24 protein-coding genes are annotated in these 22,615 nt (G+C 63.1%); 17 read left to right on the top strand and 7 right to left on the bottom strand.

Annotated features, from left to right (window positions below):
• Nucleotides 1-64: 64 nt before the first annotated feature.
• Nucleotides 65-319, bottom strand: a complete 255-nt coding sequence (locus JHL16_RS02260; protein ID WP_200183282.1) for a hypothetical protein — start codon at nt 317-319, stop codon at nt 65-67.
• Between the two features lie 104 nt (nt 320-423).
• Nucleotides 424-861, bottom strand: a complete 438-nt coding sequence (locus tag JHL16_RS02255; protein WP_200183281.1) for a DUF4864 domain-containing protein — start codon at nt 859-861, stop codon at nt 424-426.
• Between the two features lie 228 nt (nt 862-1,089).
• On the opposite strand from JHL16_RS02255, the gene JHL16_RS02250 reads away from it, so the two are divergent.
• The 17 genes from JHL16_RS02250 (at nt 1,090) to JHL16_RS02170 (ending at nt 17,878) form a co-directional block, all read left to right on the top strand.
• A complete protein-coding gene (locus JHL16_RS02250) occupies nt 1,090-1,554 on the top strand; it encodes a (2Fe-2S)-binding protein (RefSeq protein ID WP_200183280.1) in 465 nt (154 codons plus the stop codon).
• Between the two features lie 27 nt (nt 1,555-1,581).
• Complete coding sequence (locus JHL16_RS02245; protein WP_210345933.1) at nt 1,582-3,942, top strand: xanthine dehydrogenase family protein molybdopterin-binding subunit; 2,361 nt, start codon at nt 1,582-1,584, stop codon at nt 3,940-3,942.
• Nucleotides 3,943-3,953: 11 nt separating this feature from the next.
• On the top strand, nt 3,954-4,748 hold the full coding sequence (locus tag JHL16_RS02240) for an FAD binding domain-containing protein (protein ID WP_200183279.1): 795 nt from the start codon (nt 3,954-3,956) through the stop codon (nt 4,746-4,748).
• Nucleotides 4,749-4,816: 68 nt separating this feature from the next.
• Nucleotides 4,817-5,617 (top strand): hypothetical protein, encoded by an 801-nt coding sequence (locus tag JHL16_RS02235; RefSeq protein WP_200183278.1) that lies wholly within the window; start codon nt 4,817-4,819, stop codon nt 5,615-5,617.
• 14 nt (nt 5,618-5,631) lie between these two features.
• On the top strand, nt 5,632-6,570 hold the full coding sequence (locus JHL16_RS02230) for an AAA family ATPase (RefSeq protein WP_200183277.1): 939 nt from the start codon (nt 5,632-5,634) through the stop codon (nt 6,568-6,570).
• Complete coding sequence (locus JHL16_RS02225) at nt 6,570-7,808, top strand: vWA domain-containing protein (RefSeq protein ID WP_246770738.1); 1,239 nt, start codon at nt 6,570-6,572, stop codon at nt 7,806-7,808. The genes JHL16_RS02230 and JHL16_RS02225 overlap by 1 nt, the downstream gene beginning before the upstream one ends.
• Nucleotides 7,809-7,818: 10 nt before the next feature.
• A complete protein-coding gene (locus tag JHL16_RS02220) occupies nt 7,819-8,145 on the top strand; it encodes an XdhC family protein (protein WP_200183276.1) in 327 nt (108 codons plus the stop codon).
• Nucleotides 8,142-8,822 carry an XdhC family protein gene (locus JHL16_RS02215; RefSeq protein ID WP_200183275.1) on the top strand — a complete coding sequence of 227 codons (681 nt, stop codon included), beginning with the start codon at nt 8,142-8,144 and terminating at the stop codon, nt 8,820-8,822. Before JHL16_RS02220 ends, JHL16_RS02215 begins: the two co-directional genes overlap by 4 nt.
• Nucleotides 8,822-10,438, top strand: coding sequence for an NTP transferase domain-containing protein (locus JHL16_RS02210; protein WP_200183274.1), 1,617 nt, complete (start codon nt 8,822-8,824; stop codon nt 10,436-10,438). Before JHL16_RS02215 ends, JHL16_RS02210 begins: the two co-directional genes overlap by 1 nt.
• Nucleotides 10,439-10,449: 11 nt before the next feature.
• Complete coding sequence (locus JHL16_RS02205) at nt 10,450-11,628, top strand: M24 family metallopeptidase (protein ID WP_200183273.1); 1,179 nt, start codon at nt 10,450-10,452, stop codon at nt 11,626-11,628.
• Entirely contained in the window at nt 11,615-12,805 is a 1,191-nt protein-coding gene (locus tag JHL16_RS02200; RefSeq protein WP_246770737.1) for a M20 metallopeptidase family protein, read from the top strand. The genes JHL16_RS02205 and JHL16_RS02200 overlap by 14 nt, the downstream gene beginning before the upstream one ends.
• A gap of 15 nt (nt 12,806-12,820) precedes the next feature.
• The gene (locus JHL16_RS02195; RefSeq protein ID WP_200183272.1) at nt 12,821-13,471 is read left to right on the top strand and encodes an FABP family protein; all 651 of its coding nucleotides are present in this window, start codon (nt 12,821-12,823) and stop codon (nt 13,469-13,471) included.
• 143 nt (nt 13,472-13,614) lie between these two features.
• Nucleotides 13,615-14,151 carry a sigma-70 family RNA polymerase sigma factor gene (locus JHL16_RS02190; RefSeq protein ID WP_200183271.1) on the top strand — a complete coding sequence of 179 codons (537 nt, stop codon included), beginning with the start codon at nt 13,615-13,617 and terminating at the stop codon, nt 14,149-14,151.
• On the top strand, nt 14,144-14,917 hold the full coding sequence (locus JHL16_RS02185) for an anti-sigma factor family protein (protein WP_200183270.1): 774 nt from the start codon (nt 14,144-14,146) through the stop codon (nt 14,915-14,917). Before JHL16_RS02190 ends, JHL16_RS02185 begins: the two co-directional genes overlap by 8 nt.
• Before the next feature lie 24 nt (nt 14,918-14,941).
• Nucleotides 14,942-15,658, top strand: a complete 717-nt coding sequence (locus JHL16_RS02180; protein WP_200183269.1) for a Bax inhibitor-1/YccA family protein — start codon at nt 14,942-14,944, stop codon at nt 15,656-15,658.
• 31 nt (nt 15,659-15,689) lie between these two features.
• A complete protein-coding gene (locus tag JHL16_RS02175; protein ID WP_200183268.1) occupies nt 15,690-16,250 on the top strand; it encodes a DUF2076 domain-containing protein in 561 nt (186 codons plus the stop codon).
• A 71-nt stretch (nt 16,251-16,321) separates the two neighbouring features.
• Nucleotides 16,322-17,878 (top strand): TerC family protein, encoded by a 1,557-nt coding sequence (locus JHL16_RS02170; RefSeq protein WP_200183267.1) that lies wholly within the window; start codon nt 16,322-16,324, stop codon nt 17,876-17,878.
• A 117-nt stretch (nt 17,879-17,995) separates the two neighbouring features.
• Here JHL16_RS02170 and JHL16_RS02165 read toward each other — a convergent pair whose 3' ends face one another.
• Genes JHL16_RS02165 through JHL16_RS02145 form a run of 5 tightly spaced genes read right to left on the bottom strand, consistent with a single transcriptional unit; the run spans nt 17,996 to nt 22,596 of the window.
• Entirely contained in the window at nt 17,996-19,186 is a 1,191-nt protein-coding gene (locus tag JHL16_RS02165) for a M24 family metallopeptidase (RefSeq protein ID WP_200183266.1), read from the bottom strand.
• Nucleotides 19,187-19,223: 37 nt separating this feature from the next.
• Nucleotides 19,224-20,408 (bottom strand): M20 metallopeptidase family protein, encoded by a 1,185-nt coding sequence (locus JHL16_RS02160; RefSeq protein WP_200183265.1) that lies wholly within the window; start codon nt 20,406-20,408, stop codon nt 19,224-19,226.
• A gap of 5 nt (nt 20,409-20,413) precedes the next feature.
• Entirely contained in the window at nt 20,414-21,076 is a 663-nt protein-coding gene (locus JHL16_RS02155) for an amino acid ABC transporter permease (protein WP_200183264.1), read from the bottom strand.
• On the bottom strand, nt 21,076-21,756 hold the full coding sequence (locus tag JHL16_RS02150) for an amino acid ABC transporter permease (protein WP_200183263.1): 681 nt from the start codon (nt 21,754-21,756) through the stop codon (nt 21,076-21,078). Before JHL16_RS02150 ends, JHL16_RS02155 begins: the two co-directional genes overlap by 1 nt.
• Before the next feature lie 48 nt (nt 21,757-21,804).
• Nucleotides 21,805-22,596 (bottom strand): substrate-binding periplasmic protein, encoded by a 792-nt coding sequence (locus tag JHL16_RS02145; RefSeq protein WP_200183262.1) that lies wholly within the window; start codon nt 22,594-22,596, stop codon nt 21,805-21,807.
• Nucleotides 22,597-22,615: the final 19 nt, after the last annotated feature.

Raw genomic sequence — 22,615 nt, 5'->3', positions numbered from 1 at the left:
GCCCCTGCCATCGATATGGCAGAGGCTCTAATCCAGTGGGCCCCGAAAGTCACGGCCGGCGGGTTCAGCCGCGGCTCGGCAGGGCTTTGAAGATCATCTTGCCGGGCTGCTGGCTGACGCCTTTGGCCTTGCCCGTATTCTGGAACTTCACGCCTTCGGCCACCTTGGCCTCGACGACATTGTAGGAGGCGACATAGCTCTGGGCGGCCTGAGGCGTGACGCCTTGGCTCGTTTTGGCGGTCGACTGGGCGCCCGATCCCGCCAGGGCCTGGCCGGCCGAGATGAGGACGAGGGCAGCGACGATGGTGAGGGTCTTCATGAAGAGAGCTCCGCGTGGTTGATCGTTTCGTTGTGTTGCCTCAACGATGCCGATCATGTGCGGCTCAGCCTGAATCCGCCTTGAAGGCCTCATTCACAAAAGGTTCACGCATCGGCAGCGGGTGCTTCGACCAGCGAGCAACCAGAGATCTTCCAGGAGCCGTCGGGCTGGCGCTGCATGGCATAGAGCGCCGTCCAAGCCTTGCCATTGGCATCGATGATGGTGACATGCTGCGTCGGCTGGCCGCCCATTTCAGTGCCGATCCGGCCGAAGGCATAGGACTGCCGGCGATAGACCGGCGCATAACCCTTCTGGACCATCGACATGAAGACTTCAGGGGTCGGGAAGAGGCGCTGGATATTGGGGGCGGCGAAGCCATAAGCGGTGGCCCCGTCATCGGCCGAGAAGGCATTGAGCTGGCTTGTGATGATGCGCTGGAATTCTGCCGCCTCGGCGTCCGACACGCTTTGCGCGCGCAACGGCAGCAGCGTGGCCAGGACGGCCAGGGCGCCGACAAGGGCAATGAGCAGTCTGCGGGTCATGAGCGTATCTCCGTCATGGGTTTACGCGGCGCCGGTGCCCAAGGTTGCAGGCCTGTCATGATGGCATGAAAGGCCCTTGATATCGAGTGTTAGTACTTTGGTCTCAATTGGTGGTCGCTTGACCCTAATGGCCTCCCGGCGCAAGCTCACGGCCGGCGAAGACATGGGATCGGCCCCCCAAAACCCATCCAAATTGGGACCGGGCGATCCCTCCTGGGAGGAATATCGATGTCTGCGATCTCCATGAAAGTGAATGGCAAAGCCGTGTGCGGCGCCGTCGAGCCGCGCACACTTCTGGTGCAGTTCCTGCGCGAGAATCTGGGCCTGACGGGCACGCATGTCGGCTGCGACACCAGCCAATGCGGCGCCTGCGTCGTGCATGTGAACGGCACCGCGATCAAATCCTGCACCGCGCTCGCCGTCGCTTGCGACGGCGCCGAGGTGACGACGGTCGAAGGCCTGGCCAAGAACGGCAAGCTGCATCCGATGCAGGAGGCCTTCCGCGAGCATCACGGGCTCCAATGCGGCTTCTGTACGCCCGGCATGCTCATGGCGGCGGTCGATCTCGTAAACCGCAAGGGCAAGACGCTCGACGAGGAAACCATCCGTCACGAGCTCGAAGGCAATATCTGCCGCTGCACGGGCTATCACAACATCGTCAAGGCCATCCAGGCCGGCGCCGAGAATATGTAAGCGCAGAGCGGATCAGGAGGACAGATCATGGACACTGGAATCGGCGCTCGGGTCAGGCGCAAGGAAGATCACCGTTTCATCACCGGCAAGGGTCAGTATACGGATGATATCAATCTGAAAGACCAGACCTACGCCTATTTCGTGCGCAGCCCGCATGCGCATGCGACCATCAAGTCGATCAAGGAGCCGGAATGGGCGCCGGAGGACGGCGTCGTCGCCGTGTTCACCGGCGAGCATGTGGCCGAGGACAAGATCGGCGGCCTCATCTGCGGCTGGATGATCCATTCCAAGGACGGCTCGCCGATGAAGGCCGGCCCGCATCCGATCCTGGCGCAGGGCAAGGCGCGTTATGTCGGCGACCATGTCGCCGTCGTCATCGCCGAAACCAAAGAGCAGGCCAAGGCCGCCGCCGCCCGGGTGGACGTCACCTATGGCGTGCTGCCGCATGTGGTCGACGTGGCCAAGGCGACGAAGTCGAAGGCGCAGATCCACGATGTGGCTCCCGACAACACCGTCTTCGAATGGTCGCTCGGCGACAAGGCGGCGACCGAGGCGGCCTTTCAGCGCGCCCATCACGTGACCAAGCTCGACCTTGTCAATAACCGGCTCATCCCCAATGCGATGGAGCCACGCGCGGCCATCGGCTCCTACGATTCAGGCAGCGACCACTACACGCTTTATACGACAAGCCAGAACCCGCATGTGGCGCGCCTCGTCATCTCGGCCTTCCACGGGCTTGCACCGGAACACAAGCTGCGCGTCATCGCCCCCGATGTCGGCGGCGGCTTCGGCTCGAAGATCTTCATCTATGCCGAGGAAGTCGTCTGCGTCTGGGCATCGAAGCGTATCGGCGGCCGGCCGATCAAATGGACCGCGGAACGCACCGAAAGCTTTCTCGCCGACGCGCATGGCCGCGATCACGTAACTCATGCCGAGCTGGCGATGGACAAGGATGGCCACATACTTGGCCTCAAATGCCATACCCTCGCCAGCATGGGCGCTTATCTGTCGACTTTCGCCTCCTGCGTGCCGACCTATCTCTATGCCACGCTGCTCTCCGGCCAATATGCCATTCCGGCGATCTATGCCGAGGTGGATGCGATCTATACCAATACCGCGCCCGTCGATGCCTATCGCGGCGCGGGCAGGCCGGAAGCGACTTATCTGGTGGAGCGCATCGTCGAGACGGCGGCGCGCGAGATGAAGATCGATCCGGCGGAATTCCGCCGGCGCAACTTCGTCACCTCTTTCCCACACCAGACGCCGGTCATCATGACCTATGACGCGGGCGACTATGATGCCTCGCTCAAGAAGGCGCTGGAGATAGCCGACTACAAGGGCTTCCCGGCGCGCAAGGCGGCCGCCGCCAAGCAGGGCAAACTGCGCGGCATCGGCTTCGCCAACTACATCGAGGCCTGCGGCATCGCGCCGTCGGCGGCGGTCGGTTCGCTGGGCGCCGGTGTGGGCCTGTGGGAGTCGGCCGAAGTCCGGGTCAATCCGGTCGGCACGATCGAAGTGCTCACCGGCTCGCATAGCCACGGCCAGGGCCATGAGACGACCTTCGCCCAGCTCGTGTCGGACCGCCTCGGCGTCGACATCAACTCGGTGGCGATCGTGCATGGCGATACCGACAAGGTGCAGTTCGGCATGGGCACCTATGGCTCGCGCTCGGGCGCCGTCGGCATGTCGGCGATCTCCAAGGCGCTCGACAAGGTGGAGGCCAAGGCGAGGAAGATCGCCGCCCATGTGATGGAGGCGGCGGAAGGCGACATCGAGTTCAAGAACGGCAGCTTCTCGGTCAAGGGCACCGACAAGAAGATGGCGTTCGGCGAAGTGGCGCTGGCGGCCTATGTGGCGCATAAGTTTCCGACCTCGGAAATCGAGCCGGGATTGAAGGAAACGGCGTTCTACGACCCGAGCAACTTCACTTTCCCGGCGGGTTGCCATATCTGCGAGGTCGAGATCGACACTGAGACCGGCGTCACCGAGATCGTCAGCTGGACGGCCGTCGATGATTTCGGCACCGTCATCAATCCGATGATCGTTGAAGGCCAGGTGCATGGCGGCATCACGCAGGGCATTGGCCAGGCGCTGACGGAGGGCTGTGTCTATGACAGCGAGTCAGGCCAGCTGCTCACCGGCTCCTATATGGACTACTGCATGCCGCGCGCCACCGACGTGCCGTCCTTCAAGCTCGGCTTCACCGAAACCAAATGCCCATCGAATCCGCTGGGCATGAAGGGCTGCGGCGAAGCGGGTGCGATCGCGGCGCCGGCGGCGGTCATGAATGCCATGACGGATGCGCTAGGCGTCAAGGACCTGGCGATGCCGGCAAGTCCGCATACGGTGTGGAAGACGTTGCAGGCCACGAAGATGGCGGCGGAATAAGGGAGGGATCCATGGAAAACTTTATCTATCACCGGCCGACGAAGCCCGCCGACGCCGTCAAGGCGATGAAGGATGCGGCGGACGGCAAATTCCTGTCGGGTGGCATGACTTTGCTGCCGACCATGAAGCAGGGGCTTGCCGCACCTTCCGACATCATCGATCTCGGCGGCCTCGGGAATTCGGGCGTCGAGGTCGGCGCCGACAAGGTTACGGTCAAGGCGGGCACGGTTCACGCCAATGTCGCGACCGACAAGGGCGTCAAGAAAGCCATTCCGGCTCTCTCAGCACTTGCCGGCGGCATCGGCGACCCGCATGTCCGCAACCGCGGCACGATCGGCGGTTCGATCGCGAATAATGATCCGGCGGCGGATTATCCCGCCGCCGTGGTCGGCCTCAATGCGACCGTCGTCACCTCGGCGCGCAGCGTCCCCGGCGACAAGTTCTTCACCGATATCTTCACCACCGCGCTCAAGGACGATGAGATCGTCACTGCGGTGGAGTTCCCGGTGCCGAAGCGGGCGGCCTATGTGAAGTTCCCCAATCCGGCGTCGCGCTATGCGATGGTCGGCGTCATGGTGGCCGAGCTGAAAGACGGCTCGGTGCGCGTGGCGGTGACGGGGGCGGGGCCGAAAGTGTTCCGGGTGCCGGAAATGGAGAAGGCGCTCGAGGCCAACTTCTCGGCCGATGCCATTGGCGGCATCAAGGTCAAGGCCAGCGGCCTCAACAGCGACATGCATGCCTCGCCCGAATACCGCGCCCATCTCGTGACCGTGCTCGCACGCCGCGCGGTGGCGGCGGCGAAGTAGCGCTTTTTGAGGTTTTGCGAATACAGGCCCGTATGTGTAGACATGCGGGCCTTTTGTCTTGGTGACGCATGACGCCCGCGACAGCGAAATCTGCGGTCCTCCTGGCGAGCGCTGCGCCGGTGGCGGTGATCTTCTATAGGCGCAGCCGCCTCACCACCTATTGCCTGCTGCTCGATTATGAAAGACGGGGAAAAGGGTGCCGCGATCAGCTCAGCAAGGGATCGCGTTTCCGTGGCCGTCTATTCCCGGAGCGCTCGCATCTGTCGCCTGACGGCGAGCTTCTCGTCTATTTCGCCATGCAAGGACAGAAGACCGATGGCCGTTCCGATCCTTCCACCTGGACGGCCGTAGCTTCACCCCCCTCGCTCACAGCACATCTGTTCTACCCTAATGGGTCGACCTGGGGCGGAGGCGGCCTATTCCTCAGCGACCATCGGCTCATGGTGTTCGAGGCGCTGCCGCCGGGAGCCGGGCCCGAATATCAGAACTTCCGTAAACATCGGATTCTGCATGATGCCAACTCCCTGCCGGAGGACGAGGCGGCGGCGCTCAAAGCTCGCCTGAAGCCGCCGCAAGTGACGACATATCCATGGCCGCTGAAGGCCCGCGGCAAACGGCAGCCGGCGATCGTCCGAACGGCAAGGCCGCAATCTCTCGGCAGCTATGATCATTTCGACTATGTGCTTCAGGATGGCGACGGCTACGATATCAAGGGCGCCGAACACATCGTGCTGGCCAACTGGGCGGGCTGGGATATGTATGGTCGTCTCATGGTGGCGGCCGGGCGCCATTTGAAGATATATGAATTCGAGCCGGGCAGACGCCTCGGAAAACCCACCAAGACGCTCGATCTCGAAGCGGTAATCTGATCAGGAAACAAGGAATGGATGCCAGCCAGAAAGTGACCAACCTGCCGCCCTCGATCGATGCCGTGGTCGAGCTTCTCAAGTCGCAAGGTTATATCGCCGACCGGGCGCTCAGCACCGTCGTATTCCTCGCCCTCAAGATGGGGCGGCCCCTGTTTCTCGAAGGGGAGGCGGGCGTCGGCAAGACCGAGATCGCCAAGGTGCTGTCCGAGGCGCTGGGGCGGAAGCTCATCCGGCTCCAATGTTATGAAGGGCTCGACGTCAATGCGGCGGTCTATGAGTGGAATTACTCGGCCCAGATGATCGAAATCCGGCTCGCGGAAGCGGCGGGCGAGCTCGACCGTGACCGGCTCGGCCAAGACATATTCTCGGAAAGATTCCTCACCAAGCGGCCGCTGCTGCAGGCGCTGGAAGCGCCTAAGGGTGGGGCGCCGGTGCTCCTCATCGACGAGCTCGACCGCACCGATGAGGCCTTCGAGGCCTTCCTCCTCGAAGTGCTGTCCGATTTCCAGGTGACGATCCCCGAGCTCGGCACGGTCAAGGCGGAAGAGCCGCCGATCGTCATCATCACGTCCAACCGCACCCGCGAGGTGCATGATGCGCTGAAGCGGCGCTGTCTCTATCACTGGGTCGGCTATCCCGATGCCGCGCGCGAGGTCGCCATCATTAAGGCCCGCCGGCCGGAAGCATCGGAGAAGCTGGCACGCGAAGTGGTGGGCTTTGTCCAGGCGTTGCGCGGCGGCGAGCTCTACAAGGCACCGGGCGTCGCCGAAACGCTCGACTGGGTGTCGGCGCTGCATGAGCTCGATGCGGTGGCGCTCGACCCGCAAACGGTGAACGACACGCTGGGCGTGCTGCTCAAATATCAGGACGACATCGTGCGCATGGAAGGCTCTGAAGCCAAGCGTATCCTCGACCAGATCAAGGCCGAGATCGCCGCCATGGCGAGGACCTGATGGAGCAGCCGCCTGCCATGCTCTCGGGCGGCGCGCCGTCGGGCCGGCTCGCCTTCAACATCATGCATTTCGCCCGGGTGCTGCGCGAGGCGGGACTTCCGGTCGGTCCGGGCCACGTGATCGACGCGCTCGATGCCGCGATGATCGGCACGCTCCGATCGCGCGAGGATTTCTACTGGACGCTGCATGCCGTCTTCGTGAAACGGCGCGAGCAGAAGGAGATCTTCGACCAGGCGTTCCACGTCTTCTGGAAGAAGCCCAAGATGCTGGAGCAACTGATGCAGCTGATGTTCCAGCAGATCACGCGGCCAGCGGACGAGAAGGCGAAGAAGGCGGGATTCCGGCGCCTGGCCGAAGCGATGTTCGACAAGGTCGAGGCGCAGAGCCGGCGCGAGGAGAAGCCGGGCTCGCTTGAGTTCGATGCGACCTTTTCGCATTCGGCCCTGGAGGTGCTGCGCGCCAAGGACTTCGAGCAGATGACGGTCACCGAGCAGGCGCAGGCGCGGCAGGCCATCGCGCGCCTGCGCATCCACCGGCTCGAAATCCCAACGCGGCGCTACCGGCCGTTCCATAGCGGCGCACGGATCGATCTCAGGCGCACGCTCAAGGGCTCGCTCAGGGCTGGCGGCCATCTCATCGATCTCGCCCGGCGCGAACGGCAATGGCGTGAGCCGCCGCTGGTGGTGCTGTGCGACATATCGGGCTCGTGCTCGAATTACAGCCGCATGTTCCTGCATTTCCTGCATGGGCTGATGAACGATCGCGAGCGTGTCTCGGTCTTCCTGTTCGGCACCAGACTCACCAACATCACGCGCGAGCTCAAGCGGCGCGATGTCGATGAGGCGATGATGAAGGTCGCGTCGGCGGTGAAGGACTGGTCGGGCGGCACCCGCATCGGCAGCGCGCTGAAGGAGTTCAATTACAAGTGGACGCGGCGGGTGCTGACCCAGGGCGCACATGTGCTGCTGATGACTGACGGACTCGACCGCGAGGATGTCAGCGTGCTCGAGACCGAGATGGCGCGGCTCAGCCGCTCGGCCCGGCGCATCATTTGGCTCAACCCGCTGTTGCGCTATCAGGGCTTCGAGGCGCGCGCCGCTGGCATTCGCGCCATGATGCCCTATATCGATGAATTCAGGCCGGTCCATTCGCTCGACAGCCTCGCCGATCTGGCGGCCGCGCTTGCGGCGCCCAAGCGGGCGGAGCATGATCCCAGGACATGGCTCAAGGCAGGTTAGGAGAATTACCATGGCAGGCTCCGATCCCACCGTCCTCGATCAGGCGGCGCAATGGCTGAAGGATGGGCGGCAAGTGGCGCTCGCCACCGTCATCGAAACCTGGGGGTCGGCCCCGCAGCCGGTCGGCAGCCAGCTCGTTATTGACGCTGACGGCAATTTCATCGGCTCGGTATCGGGCGGCTGCGTCGAGGGCGCCGTCGTCACCGAGGCCATCGACATCATCTCGTCGGGCAAGCCCAAGACGTTGGCTTTCGGCGTGGCGGATGAGACGGCCTGGAAAGTCGGCCTCGCTTGCGGTGGCAAGATCCGTGTCTATGTGGAACCGCTCGGCGCATGAAACTCGACATCTTCGAGCAGGTCCTGGAGGCCCGGACGCAACGCAAGGCCGTGGCGCTCGTCACCCAACTTGCGAATGGCGCGCAGCGTGTGGTAGCGCGCGACCATGCCGCCGACGACATCCTCGCCCATGTGCTGGATGAAGCTTTCCGCTTCGACCGCAGCGGTGTTCACAAGGTCCCGGAAGGCGAGTTCTTCGTCCATATCTATAACCCGGCCCTGCGCCTCGTCATCATCGGCGCCGTCCATATCGCGCAGGCGGTGATCCCGATCGCCAAGGCGGCGGGTTATGACGTGGTGGTGGTCGACCCGCGCGGCGCCTTCGCAACGGGCGCGCGTTTTCCCGAGATCACGCTTCATGCCGAATGGCCGGATGAGATCCTGCCGACGCTCGGCCTCGATCAGCGCACCGGCATCCTGGCACTGACCCATGATCCGAAGATCGACGATCCGTCGCTGCATCTGGCGCTCAAGTCCAAGGTTTTCTATATCGGCGCGCTCGGCTCGAAGAAGAACCAGGCGGCGCGTGGCCAGCGCCTCATCGGCGCCGGCTTCTCGGAATCCGATATCGCCCGGATCCATGGGCCGATCGGCCTCAATATCGGCGCCCAGGGCGCGCCCGAGATCGCGATATCGATCATGGCAGAAGTGACACGCGTGCTGAGGCTGGGGAGCTAATGAAGTTCGGCGAGATTCCCACCGCGGATGCCGCCGGCGCGATCCTGGCGCATTCGGTCAAGCATAAAAGCGGCACGTTCAAGAAGGGCCGGGTGCTGACCGCCGCCGATATCGGTCTGCTCGAAGACAGTGGTGTCGGCCATGTTTTCGCCGCGCGCCTGTCGGAGGACGACGTGTCGGAGGACAAGGCCGCCGAGACGGTGGCCAAGGCGATCGCCGGCGAGGGGACGATCGTCCAGGCGCCCTTCACCGGACGCGCCAATCTGCATGCGCATCGCCGCGGCCTCGTCGTCATCGACACCGAACGCGTGAAAACCTTCAACCGCGTGCATGAGAGCCTGACGCTTGCGACCGCTTCGCCCTTCGAGATCGTCGAGGAGCGGCAATTGGTGGCGACGGTGAAGGTCATTCCCTTCGCGGTGCCGCGCGACATGCTGGAAGACGGGCTCGCCGTCATCGGCTCCGATCCGCTGATCCGGGTCGAGAGCTTCAAGCACCGCAAGGCCGGTCTCATCATCACCAAGCTGCCGCAGACCAAGCCGTCGCTCATCGCCAAATCGGAAGAGGCGATCCGCGAGCGTATCGCCGCGCTTGATGGCGAGCTCGCCGAGGTGATGGTCGTCGATCATGCCGTGGCGCCGGTGCGCGACGCGGTGGCGGCACTGCATGGCAAAGGCCGCAATCCTATCCTGATCTTCGGCGCCTCGGCGATCGTCGACCGGGGCGATGTCATTCCCGCCGCCCTCGAGCAGGCGGAAGGCGAGGTGGTGCATCTCGGCATGCCGGTCGATCCGGGCAATCTGATGATGTTCGGCAGGCTCGAAGGGGCCTCGGTGATCGGCGTGCCGACTTGCGCGCGCTCGCCCAAGCTCAATGGCTTCGACTGGGTGCTGGCGCGGATCATGGCGGGCCTGCATGTCTCTGGGCAGGACATCATGGATATGGGAGCAGGCGGGCTCCTCAAGGAAATCTCCACCCGGCCGACGCCACGCGAGGGCGATGACGCAAAACCGCAAAAGGCGCCGCAGATCGCCGGCATGATCCTGGCGGCCGGGCGTTCCACCCGTATGGGCGCCAACAAGCTGCTCAGCGTCATCCATGACCGGGCGATGATCCGCATGACGGCGGAAGCCATGCTGGCCTCGGCGGCGAAGCCCGTGCTGGTGGTCACCGGCCATGAGCGGGAGAAGGTCGAGGCAGCACTCACCGGCCTCGATGTGCGTTTTGTCCATAATCCGGCTTACGCGTCGGGGATCGCAAGCTCGCTCAAAGCCGGGCTTGCGGGACTTTCCGGTGACGCGGATGCCGTGGTGGTGGCGCTGGGCGACATGCCGCTCGTCGGCGGTCGCCATATCAACCGATTGATTGCTGCCTTCAGCCCGGCCGAGAGACGCACCATCATCGTGCCCGTCCATGCCGGTGAGCGCGGCAATCCGGTGCTGTGGGGCCGTCAGCATTTCGCCGAGATGCTCACTTTGGACGGTGACCGCGGCGCCAAGAGCCTGATGGACAGGCATGAGGATCAGATCACCGAGGTTCAGATACGGACCGATGTGGTGCTCGCCGACTTCGATACGCCGGAAGCCTTGGCCCGGCTCACCACCGCTTCACAATAGAAAGTCTGGAAATGATCGAACTGCCTTTCGCGCGTGCGGAATATGATTTGCGGCTGAAGAAGATCAGGACCGAAATGGAGAAACGCGGCCTCGATCTCCTGATCGTCAATGACGTCGCCAACCAGCATTACATCACCGGCTATGACGGGTGGTCCTTCTATACGCCGCAGGTCGTGTTGGTGCCGATCGAGAATGAAGAGCCGGTATGGATCGGGCGCGCCATGGATGCGGCGGGTGGTCTGCTCACCGCCTGGATGAAACCTGAGAATGTCGTCGGCTTCCCGGAAGACCATGTGCAGCGCGTCGACCGCCATCCGATGGACTGGATCGCCCAGTGGATCAGCAGGAAGGGCTGGGGCAGCCGCCGCATCGGCATCGAGCTCGAAGCCTATTATTACTCGCCCAAGGCGCATGCGCGGCTCACCGCCGGCCTTCCCAATGCCAAATTCCAGGACGCCGATCTCCTGGTGAACTGGATCCGCGCGGTGAAGACGAAGCCGGAGATCGAATACTTGCGCAAAGCGTCGCTGCTGGCGCAGGCGGCCGTCAGCAAGGCCTATGAAGTCATCGCGCCCGGCGTGCGCGAATGTGACGCCATCGCCCAGATCCAAGGCGCGCAAGTGGCGGGCAGTCCCGATTTCGCCGGCGACATCACGGCGCTGCCGCCGACCATTCTCGGCGGCGAGAATGCTTCGGCGCCGCACATCATGTGGAGCGACCGCCGCTTCGGCGCCAATGAGACGATTGCGCTCGAGCTCGCAGGTGTCTGCCGGCGTTATGCGGCGGGGCTGGCCCGCACGATGCAATTGGGCAAGACTCCCCAACGCGTCGCCGACACGGCCAAGGCGGTCATCGAAGGCATGGATGCGGTGCTCGAGGCGACGAGGCCGGGCATCCTGGCGGAAGATGTCGAAGCCGCCTGGCGCAAGGTTATCGCGCGTCACGGGCTCAAGAAGGAATCGCGCATCGGCTATTCGATCGGGGTTGCCTATCCGCCCGATTGGGGCGAGCATACGATCAGCCTGCGCCCCGGTGACAAGACGGTGCTGGAGTCCGGCAATGTGGTGCATAGCATCCTCGGCATGTGGATGGAGGGCTGGGGCATCGAGGTGAGCGAAACCATTCTCGTCACCGAGCGCGGCAACGAGACACTGACCAGGTTCCCGAGGGAGATCCATGTCAAAGCGTGAGCAGGGGATGCACAAGGATATTCTCGATCGCATGATCGAGATCCGCCGCCATCTGCACCGGCATCCGGAGCTCTCGAACGAGGAAGTGAAGACGCAGGCCTATCTCAAGCAGGCGCTCGAGAAGGAAGGGCTCGCCGGCGTGCGCGAAGTGGCGGGCTACGGACTTGCGGTCGACATCATCGGCCAAGCGCAACCCTCCAACCGCAAAGTGGCGATCCGTGCCGATATCGATGCGCTGCCGATCCTGGAGGAGTCGGGTGTCGATTTCTCCTCCCTCAATCCGGGCGTCATGCATGCCTGCGGCCATGACGCCCATGCGGCCATGGTCTTTGCCACGGCGGCGCATCTGCACCGCTCACGCGACACATTCGGCGGCACGGTGCGCATCATCTTCCAGCCGGCCGAGGAGGCCGAGCCTCTGGGCGGCCGGCGGGTGGTCGAGGCGGGACTGCTCGATGATATCGACGGCGCCATCGGCATCCATGTCGATCCCTACACGGAAGCGGGCAAGATCGCGGTGGGCAGCGGTCCCTATACGCTCGCTTGCGATATCTTCGATGCGACGGTGACGGGCTCGTCCGCCCATGCGGCAAAGCCGTCCGAAGGTGTCGATGCGATTGCCACCGCCGCGGCCATGGTGTCGGAGATCCAGAAGATCGTGGCGCGCGAGATCGATCCTTACGATCCCCTGGTCATCTCGGTGACCGGCTTCGAAGGCGGCGGCGCCTATAATGTCATCGCCGACAAAGTCAGGCTGAAGGGCACGATCCGCAGCGGCAACGAGACGACGCGGGCCAAGGCCTGGAAGCGCCTGCGCGAGATTCTGAATGGCGTGGCTCAGAGCCATCAGGCCAAGGTCGAGCTCGACATCAAACGCGGCGAGCCGCCGGTGGTGAACGACAAGGAGCTCACCCGCATCGTCAGCGACAGCGCCGCCGAGAAATTCGGACCCGAGAATGTGCTGAATGCGCCCGGCTGGACGGCGGCGGATGACTTCGGCTTCTACAGCGAGAAACGCCCGTCGGTCTATTTCCGCCTCGGCATCCGCAACGAAGCGATGGACGCGGTTTATCCGCTGCATCATCCGAAATTCCGGGTCGATGAGGCGGCGTTGCCGGTCGGCGCGGTGACGCTCGCCGCCGCCGCAACACGGTTTCTCGCGACTGATCCCACCTAGAGAAAGAGGGCACCGATGCTTCCCATTCCCGCCGACATCTTCACCGAGCCCACGAATGTGTCCCCCGACACACTCGCCAATCTTGGTCCGTTGCGCGGGCTTGCGGGGCTATGGCAGGCCGACAAGGGCGTCGACATAAATCCCAAGGCGGAAGGACCGGAACGGCGCGTGTTCATCGAGCATGTGCGCATGGATCCGATCGATGCGCAGACCAATGGCCCGCAGCTCTTCTATGGCCTGCGCTATCACATCCATATCAACACGCCCGAAGAAGACATCACCTTCCACGACCAGGTCGGCTATTGGCTGTGGGAGCCGGCGACCGGCCTCATCATGCAGACCGTCGCCATTCCGCGCGGCCAGGTCCTGCTGGCGGCGGGACACGCGGGACCGAATGACAAAAAGATCTCGGTCGCGGCAAAGCGCGGTGACACGAAATACGGCATCTGCTCGACCGAGTTTCTCGATGAGGCGTTCCGCACCGACAGTTACCGCATCGATATCACGTTCAACGACGACGACAGCTGGACCTATCTCGTCCAGACCGACCTCTTCGTGCATGGCAAGCCCTTCAACCATCACGACACGAACACGCTGAAGCGCGCCGCCGCACCGACCGCCAATCCGCTGGCGGCGATCCTCGGCCAGCGCCCGGTCAAGAAATAGGGCCGCCTTTCCGTCAGTCACGAAAAGGTTACCGTCGGATCACGGCCTGTTCAGGTCAACCGGCCCGGATTCGTGATCTATGACGCTCCCGCGGCCGATCATTTTTTCCGGATTAAGCCTCGGCTAGGTTCCGTACACGCTATATGGACAGATTCAGAGGCCGCTTCGATGTCATCGGGCAACTGACTTCGCTGAGACGTTATGCGCGTTCGCTGACGCGTGATCCGGCCGATGTCGAGGATCTGGTTCACGATGCGCTGCTGCGGGCTTTCGAGCGAAAGCATACATTCCGGCACGATGGCAATCTGCGCAGCTGGCTGCTGTCGATCCTTCACAATGTCTTCGTCGACGGCCGCCGGTCGCGCCGTTCGGAGCAGGCCAGAATAGACGCGGCCGGGCAGGTGGCGGCGACTTTCTCCGAGCCGCCGCAGGAGCATGTCGTCAGGCTGTCCCAGATTCGCGAGGCCTTCCTCGATCTGCCCGAGGAGCAGAGGGCGGCGCTGCACCTCGTTGCCATCGAAGGCCTGTCCTACCAGGATGCCGCGGATGCGCTCCGCATTCCGATCGGCACTCTGATGTCACGGATCGGCAGGGCACGGGCGAGCCTCCGGCAGCTCGAAGCAGCCACTCCGCCAGGATCCAGATCTTATCTGAAACTCGTTGGAGGCCGGGATGAATAGGCCATTCGATTCCATCCAGGACACCGATCTCGACGCCTATGTCGACGATCAGCTCGATGTGCCGCGCCGCATAGAGGTGGAGGCCTATCTGTCCGCCCACCCGGTGGTGGCGGCCCGCGTGATGTCGGATCTCAGGGCACGCGATGAGCTGAGGCTTGCCCTTGCCCAACCGGAGGGAACGGCCCGCCCGGCGACCAGCGATGCAGCGCGCCGGCTTGAGCGGGGCCTCGCGCGCGGCCGGCTGTGGAGCAATCTGCGCCGTGGCGCCGCGGTCTTCCTGCTCGTCGCCGCCGGATGGGCGGCGCATGGGATGTTCGGATCGCAGGGCGGTCTGCACGGCGTCGCGCTCGCGGCTCCGCCGCCCTATGTCAAGGACGCGATCGAAGCCCAGAAGGCGAGCATCGTGCGTGCGGCGATGGTCTCCCAGCCGGAAGTCCCGGAGTTCGATCCGGTGGAAATCCGGGCCGCCACCGCGATCGTGCTTCCCGTCTTGCCCGACAGCTGGAAGGTGAAAGACGTGCAGGTCTTCCCGTCGCAATTCGGCGCGAGCGTGGAAATGGCGGTCGAATCCAAGGACGATGGTGAGCTTTCCCTCTTCGCCGTCCGTCCGGGCACCTTTGAGGTCGTTTCTCCGACCGTGGTGACGACGACTGATGCCACTTCTGTCTATTTTCAGGTCGGTGAAGTGGCCTATGCGCTTGTCGCAAAACCCGGAACCGAACATCTGGACCGCATTGCCGCCGGACTCGCAAGCTCGCTCTACTGATCCCAAAACACAAGGAGAGACCGAATGAATACGCCACCCTATGTGTCGCGCGGCGGCACCGCCCGCTCCGACGCCTTGTTCGACGAGGGACTGCGCCAGCATATGCTGCGCGTCTATAATTATATGGGGCTCGGCCTCGTGCTGACGGGCATCGTGGCTTTCGTCGTATCGTCCACGCCGGCACTTTATGTGCCGATCTTCTCCTCGCCGCTCAAATGGGTGGTGATGCTGGCGCCACTGGCTTTCGCCCTGCTGTTTTCCTTCCGCATCCAGACGATGTCCGCGGCCACGGCGCAAGTCATGTTCTGGGCGTTCTGCGCCGTCATGGGACTGTCGCTCGCTTCCGTATTCCTGGTCTTCACCGGCACCAGCATCGCGCGCACCTTCTTCATCGCCGCCGCGATGTTCGGCGCGACCAGCCTTTATGGTTACACGACCAAGCGCGACCTCACCCAGTTCTCGTCCTTCCTTATCATGGGCCTGATCGGCGTGGTGATCGCCAGCCTGGTCAATCTCTTTCTCGGCTCGAGCGCGCTGCAGTTCATCATCTCGGTGATCGGCATCTTCGTGTTTCTCGGCCTGACCGCCTGGGACACCCAGACGATCAAGGAGCAATATGCCGAGAATTTCGATGCCGAGGCCAGGCAGAAGCTCGCGGTGTTCGGCGCCTTCTCGCTCTACCTGAATTTCATCAACATCTTCCAGCTGCTGCTGCATTTCACCGGCCAGCGCGAAGAGTGACATCACAAAGCAAATTATGGAGTCACAGAGTATGGACAAAAGCGACCAGCAAGCCATCGAGGCCTTGTTCGGAAGGCTGGCCGATGTCGAGCGGCATTCGCCGCCGCGCGATGGCGGCGCGGAGGCCTATATCGGCGAGCAGCTGAAGCGTCAGCCGGGAGCGGCCTATTTCATGGCCCAGACGATCATCGTCCAGGAGCAGGCGCTGAATGCCGCGCAGGCGCGCATCGCAGAGCTGGAGAGAGAGGCTCCCGGCGCTCTGTGCGACAATCGCGAGGACACGCGGCCGAGCGGTCTGGTTCCCCGAATGGGCCGGGCTTCGTCGGAGCCTCCTCAGGCGCCTCCGGTGCAAGCCATGGCGGCGCAGCGCCAGGGCAGCGGGTTCCTCGCCGGCGCCGCACAGACGGCCATGGGGGTCGCGGGCGGCCTCATGTTGGGCAGCATGCTCACCAGCATGTTCGGCGGCAGCGCGGCGCAGGCAGCCACACCGCCGGCCGATGCCGCACCGGCGCCAGCGCCGGAGAGCGCGCAGGCGGAACCCGCCAGCTTCGAGGACAGTGACGTCGGAGGCTTCGGCGACTTCGAGATCTGAACCTTGTCGGGTGGACGGCGGCATCGGTGCCGCCGCCCACGCGATATTCCGATCCGCCGACGGATAAGAGCATGTTTTTCGACTGGATGGCCGACCCTACCGCATGGGCAGGGCTCGCGACCCTGATCGTGCTGGAGATCGTGCTCGGCATCGACAATCTCGTCTTCATCGCCATCCTTGCCGACAAGCTGCCGCCCGAACAGCGCGATCGGGCGAGACTGATCGGCCTATCCCTGGCGCTCATCATGCGCCTCGGTCTCCTGGCCTCGATCGCCTGGATCGTGACCTTGACCCGGCCGCTCTTCAGTGTGGGTGGCTTCGATTTCTCCGGGCGCGACCTCATTCTGATCTTCGGTGGCCTGTTCCTGCTGTTCAAGGGAACGATGGAGCTGCATGAGCGGCTGGAAGGCAGGATCGGGCACGCGCAAGGCAAAGTGGCCCATGCGGTGTTCTGGCAAGTGCTGGTGCAGATCGTCGTGCTCGATGCCGTCTTCTCTCTCGACAGCGTCATTACGGCGGTCGGCATGGTCCAGGATCTGACAGTCATGATGATCGCGGTCGTCGTCGCGGTCCTGGTGATGATGCTGTCGTCCAAGCCGTTGATGGCTTTCGTCTCTAAACATCCGACAGTTGTCGTCCTGTGTCTGGGATTTCTGATGATGATCGGTTTTTCGCTCATCGTCGAAGGCTTCGGCTTCCATATCTCGAAGGGTTATCTTTATGCGGCGATCGGCTTTTCCATCCTGATCGAGGCGTTCAACCAGCTGGCGCGGCGCAACAAGGAACGGCTGGTTACGACGGGCGATCTCAGAGAGCGCACGGCGGATGCCGTGTTGCGGCTGCTGGGCGGCAAGCGGGGCGAGTTGGCGCTGGGTGGCGCCGCCGAAGTCATTGCGGAGCGCGCCGAGGAGCGCGGGCTTTTCGCGCCGGAGGAGAAGGAGATGATCCAGGGCGTGCTGACGCTCGCCCAGCGGCCGGCGGTGTCCATCATGACGCCGCGTACCGACATCGACTGGCTCAATCTCGACGACGGCCATGATGCGCTGAAAGCCAGAATTCTCGATTTGGGCCGGTCCAGGTTTCTGTTGGCGCGGGGCAATCTCGACGAATTCGTCGGCATCGCTTTGGCCAGGGATCTCCTGCGCGATCTCATCGCGGAGGGAAGGATCAATCTGGAAAAATCGCTGCGTCAGCCTCTGGTCGTGCATGAGGGCATCAGCGTGCTGCGCCTGATGGAGCAGCTGCGCAAATCGCCGCTCCAGATGGCGGTGATCGTGGACGAGTTCGGTTCCCTGGAAGGCATTGCGACACCGACGGACATCCTGGAAGCGATCGCCGGAGAGTTTCCGGAGGAGGGCGAGGACTCTCTCGTGGCCGAGCAGGGGGAGGACGGTTCCTGGCTGGTCGACGGGTGGATGGACATACGCAAGGCTTCGGCGCTGCTCGAGGCGGATCTCGTCGACGGAGCCGACCGCTATTCCACCTTGGCGGGTTATATTCTCTGGCAGCTCGGCCATCTGCCCGAAGCCGGTGAAACGGTGACCGTCGGTGCCTTTGTCTTCGAAGTCGTGTCCATGGACGGACGTAATATCGGCAAGGTGCGTATCAGGCGGTCGCTAGACCTTTAGTCCTGACATTGCCGGCCGGCGAGCAGCATGTGCGCATGGACCCGATCGATGCTCACATGCAGACCGTCGCCATTCCGCGCGGCCGGGTTCTGCTGTTCCGCCGCGCGTGTCGCCCCGTCAGTTGAGAACGAACAGCTCACGCGGAAAATCGGCCAGAATCTCCACCCCTTCGACACCGATACGGATGGACTCGCTCATCGAGTATCCCCAGTCGTCATGGAAAATGCCAAGGATCATGTGGAAAGTCATGTTCTCTTCGAGAATGACCGGCTCGCCGGCGCGAATGCTGACGGTCTTTTCCTGCCAGACCGGCGGATAGCAACAGCCGATCGCATAAGCGATGCGCGAATCCTTTTCCAGATTGAAGTCGCGATTATAGCGTTCCCATATCGCATTGGCCTCGTGACAGGTCATGCCCGGACGAATGCGGCTCACTGTCTCGTCGAAGCCGTCCGTGACATGTTTCGATGTGTCGATCAGCTTCTGGGGAGCCGTCCTTCCAAGATAGACAGTGCGGGCCATGGGAGCGTGATAGCGGTGGCGAACCGCGCCTAATTCCATCGTGAAGGCCTGGTTGTTCTGCAGTGGGGCATCCGTCCAGCTCAGATGCGGGTTGCCGGCCTTGTCGCCGGTCGGGATCGAAGCCTGATAGGCCGAATAGTCGCCGCCATATTCCTCGGTGCCGCGCAACTGCGCACGATATATCTCAGCGGCGAGATCGCATTCGCGCACCCCTGGCCGTGCCGTATCGATGGCCACGCGCATGACCTTCTCCTGGATCCGTCCCGCCTGGCGCATATAGGCGATCTCGGCCGACGACTTCACAGTGCGTGCCCAATTGATCAGAAGCTTGGCATCGAAAATCTGGGCGTTCGGCAGATGACTGCGCAGCACATCGCAATCGCGAGGGCTCATCATCCAGGCATCCATCTCGATGCCGATGCGCTTGCGGTCCCAGCCTTTGCCTCGGATCACCTCGGCGGCATAGGTCATCGGATTGAGGGTGAGATGCTGGCACATGATCTCGGGCCAGCCGAAGATGCTGTCATCGCCGATATAGGCCGTGCGCTTGACGGCGCGCGTATCCATCTTGCGTGTGATGACGATCGGCTCCTCGGCGTCGAGCCCGATGATCATCAGCTGCGGCGTGAAGAACGACATCGCATCGAAGCCTGTCGCATAATACATGTTGGCCGGATCGGCGTCGCAGAGGACCTCGATGCCCTGCTTGGCCATACTATTCTTGATCGTCGCGAGGCGGCGGGCATATTCGGCGGCATCGAAGCGCAGGTTCCTGGTCTGGCTCACAGTGGTATCCCTTTCTGCTTAGGTGAATTCATCAAGGTCAGGCGGCAAGCGCATCGAGCGCGGATTGGATGAGCACGGCGGCGCCGAGGGCGAGGGCGTCCTCATCAATGGCGAAATCCGGGTGATGCAGGGGGTGAACGACCCCTTTGGCCTCGTTGCGCACGCCGAGGCGAAAATAGGTTCCGGGCTTCACATTGCTGAAATAGGCGAAGTCGTCGCTGGCGCTCCACATGCCCGATTGTGACAGGATCGCCTTGTCGCCGCAGACCTTGACCGCCGCTTCGCGCACGATCGCGGCGACGCCGGCATCGTTGGAGAGGAGAGGGGCATCCTCCCTGATTGTCACCGAGGCCGTTACGCCGTGCAAAGTTTCGAGGCCCTTGGCGATTTCATGCAGGCGGAGATGGGCGATGTCACGCGCCTGGGTTCCGCCGGCCCTGATCGTGCCGCCGATGGTGGCACGGTCGGCAATGACATTGTGTGCTGTGCCGCCGGATATCCTGCCGGCGGTGACGACCAGCGGCATCATCGGGTCGGCATTGTGGGCGCTGATTCGGTTCGCTTCCTGCAGGAAGGTGACGGCACCGGCGATTGCGTCAATTCCCTCATGGGGTCGGCCGCCATGAGCCGAACGTCCGGAGAGGACGACATCGAAATGATCGGACGAGCAGGCGAAGGGGCCGGCTGGAGCGGCGATCTGTCCGCAAGGGAGCATCGGATCGACATGGATGCCGAACACCATGTCGAGGTCATCGGCGAGGCCGGCGGTCACGAACTCCCGAGCACCGCTCGGCAGCGTTTCCTCGGAGTGCTGGAACAGGCAGCGGACGGTGCCCGCGAAGCGGTCGCGGCGATGCTGCAGCCAGAGCGCTGTTTCGAGGACCATCGCCGTGTGGCTGTCATGGCCGCAAGCATGCATGACGCCGGGCCGCCGCGATGGGAAGGCGACCTGGGCGGTCTCATGAATCGGAAGCGCGTCCATATCGGCCCGAATGCCGATCTTCCGTGCCGATCCTGTTCCGGTGCCGGCGATATCCACCGCGAAGCCGATGGGACCGACGGGAGTGAAGCGATCGAGGCCCGCCCGGCGCAGCTCGCGCGCGACGCGCGCGCTGGTTGCGAATTCCTGGTGGGAGAGCTCAGGCTCGGCATGAATGGCGCGGCGAATATCGAGGAGGTGCTCGCGTTGCGGATGGTCGAGAAGGTCTTGCCGGAATTGCATGGATGTTACCGTGACTGTCTCTGCAGCGCCGCTTCGCGGTGGCGCGAGAGGAGACTCAAGGGGAAGATGATCAGAAAGAATACGATCGCCACGAAGGTGAAAGGGGCGAGATAGTTATAAGTGGCATTGCCGATCTGATAGGCTTGATAGGCGAGCTCCGACGCACCGATTGCAGCGAGGAGTGTCGAATTCTTGAGCGTGTCGATGCCGCAATTGATGAGAGCGGGCATCGTTCGGCGGAGGATCTGTGGGGCTAGAACCAGGCGCCAGGTCTGCCAGTTGCCGAGCCCCAGAGCGCGCGCCGCGTCCATCTGGCCGCGAGGAAGCGCGTTGTAACCGGCGCGGAAGATCTCGGATGCATAGGCGGCGCCGATTGCCATCAGGGCCAGAATTCCGCAGGTGTATTCCGACAGCGCCAGGCCGAGGAGGATCGGCAGGCAGTAATAGCTCCAGAAGATCACGCCAAGCTCGGGGATCACCCGGAACAGCGCCACATAGAGATTTCCGGCGCGCTGCAAGCCGGTACGGCCGGAGAGCCGCAGGATCGTCAGGCCATAGCCCAGGACAAGGGCTCCGAGAAAGGAGATTGCTGTGATGGCGAGCGTCGCCAGCACGCCTTGTGCGAGCTGCGGCCAGGTTTCGGCGAGGAAGGTCAGATCAAGGCGCATCAGCGTGTGCTCCTGAGCTTGAAAGCGGTCTCGACGCGATGGAGCATGAGCGTGAGCAAGGCGCCGACGAAGATGTAGAGAAGAGTCATCAAGGTCAGGACGCCGATCGGGTCGCCGGTGCGCGCGCTGATCCGGGTCGATGTCATCATCAATTCCGGCACGGCGATGACCGATAGGATCGAGGTTGCCTTGAAGAAGGACAGGACCGTGTTGGCCAGCGCCGGCAGTGTGTCGATGACCGCTTGCGGCAGCACGATGCGGCTCCAGATGCACCAGCGTGACAAGCCAAGCGCCGCCGCGGCGTCGCGCTGGCCTTTGGGCACCCCCTGGATGCCGCCCCTGATGATCTCGCTGAAATAGCACGCCCCGGACAGGGCGATGCCGATGGCGGCGCTGCGCTCGGGAGAGCTGCCGATGCCGGTCAGCGCCGGCAGCGCGAAATGTATCCAGAACAGCTGGACGAGAAGCGGCGTGTTGCGGATCAGCTCGACCAGTGCCACGACAGGACCGCGCAGCCAGGGCGAAGGTGAGAGCTGGGCAATGGCCAGGCCCAGGCCGGCGGTGAAGCCGACGCCGACACCCAAGGCCAGGAACTTGAGCGACGTCAGCACGGCGAAAGCAAGAGCCAGCCAATATTGTGTCAGAAAGCCGGGCAGGAGATCGCTGACGATGGAATACATGATGATCACAGCGCTGAGGTGGTGAGAGTGGATGCGGCTGCTAGAGCATCAGAAGCCGTACCATTTGTGCCTGAGCTCCTCGGAGAAGCCGGTGGTCTGGTTGTAGATGATCCAGCTATTCAGCATGTTGAGGAACGGCTGATCGTCGGGACGCACCGCATAGGCCATGGGCGTTTGCTGGAACTGCTTGTCGCCGCCGAGAATGCGCGCTTTCACGCTGGGATTGCGCTTGAGGAATTGCGTATTGTTGTAATGGTCGGACAAGGTGGCGTCGGCGCGGCCGGAAGCCACTTCGAGATGCGGTGAGAAGACATTGTCGCTGGCGACGTCTTTGACCTGCGCCCGGGGGGCGAGCTTGCGGATGATATCACCCATGGCGGAGCCCGACAAATTGGCAATCCGGATCGCCGGGTCGTCGAGAGCGGCGGCGTCTTCACCGGGGAAGTCGGCGCGCACCACCCAGGAGAAGCCCAGATTCATATAAGGCGTCGTGAACGCGACAGTCTGGGCTCGTTTTGGCGTGGCGAACATGTCGCACATCGCGATGTCATATTGCCCGGCCAGCAATCCGGGAATGAGGGTGCTCCAGGAGGCATCGACAATTTCGAGCTTCACCCCGAGCTGCTCGGCGAGATTCTTCGCCATGTCGACATTGAAGCCTTCCCATTCGTTGCTGTTGGGATCCTTCGACTGGGACGGCGTTGAATCGGCCATGCCGACCCGGAGCGTGCCGCGGCTCTTGATGTCGGCAAGCGTGTCGGCGGACCCGGTACCTGTGCCGGCGAGCACGGCCCAAACCGAAAGCAGCATCACCTGCAGCAGTTTTCCCAATTGTTTCATGGTGTTTTCTCCCGGATGT

The organism is Taklimakanibacter albus, assembly GCF_016595235.1.
Classification (GTDB): Bacteria; Pseudomonadota; Alphaproteobacteria; order Rhizobiales; family Aestuariivirgaceae; genus Taklimakanibacter; species Taklimakanibacter albus.
Note: the sequence above shows the minus strand (reverse complement) of the source record. Positions and strands in the feature narration are given on the sequence as shown.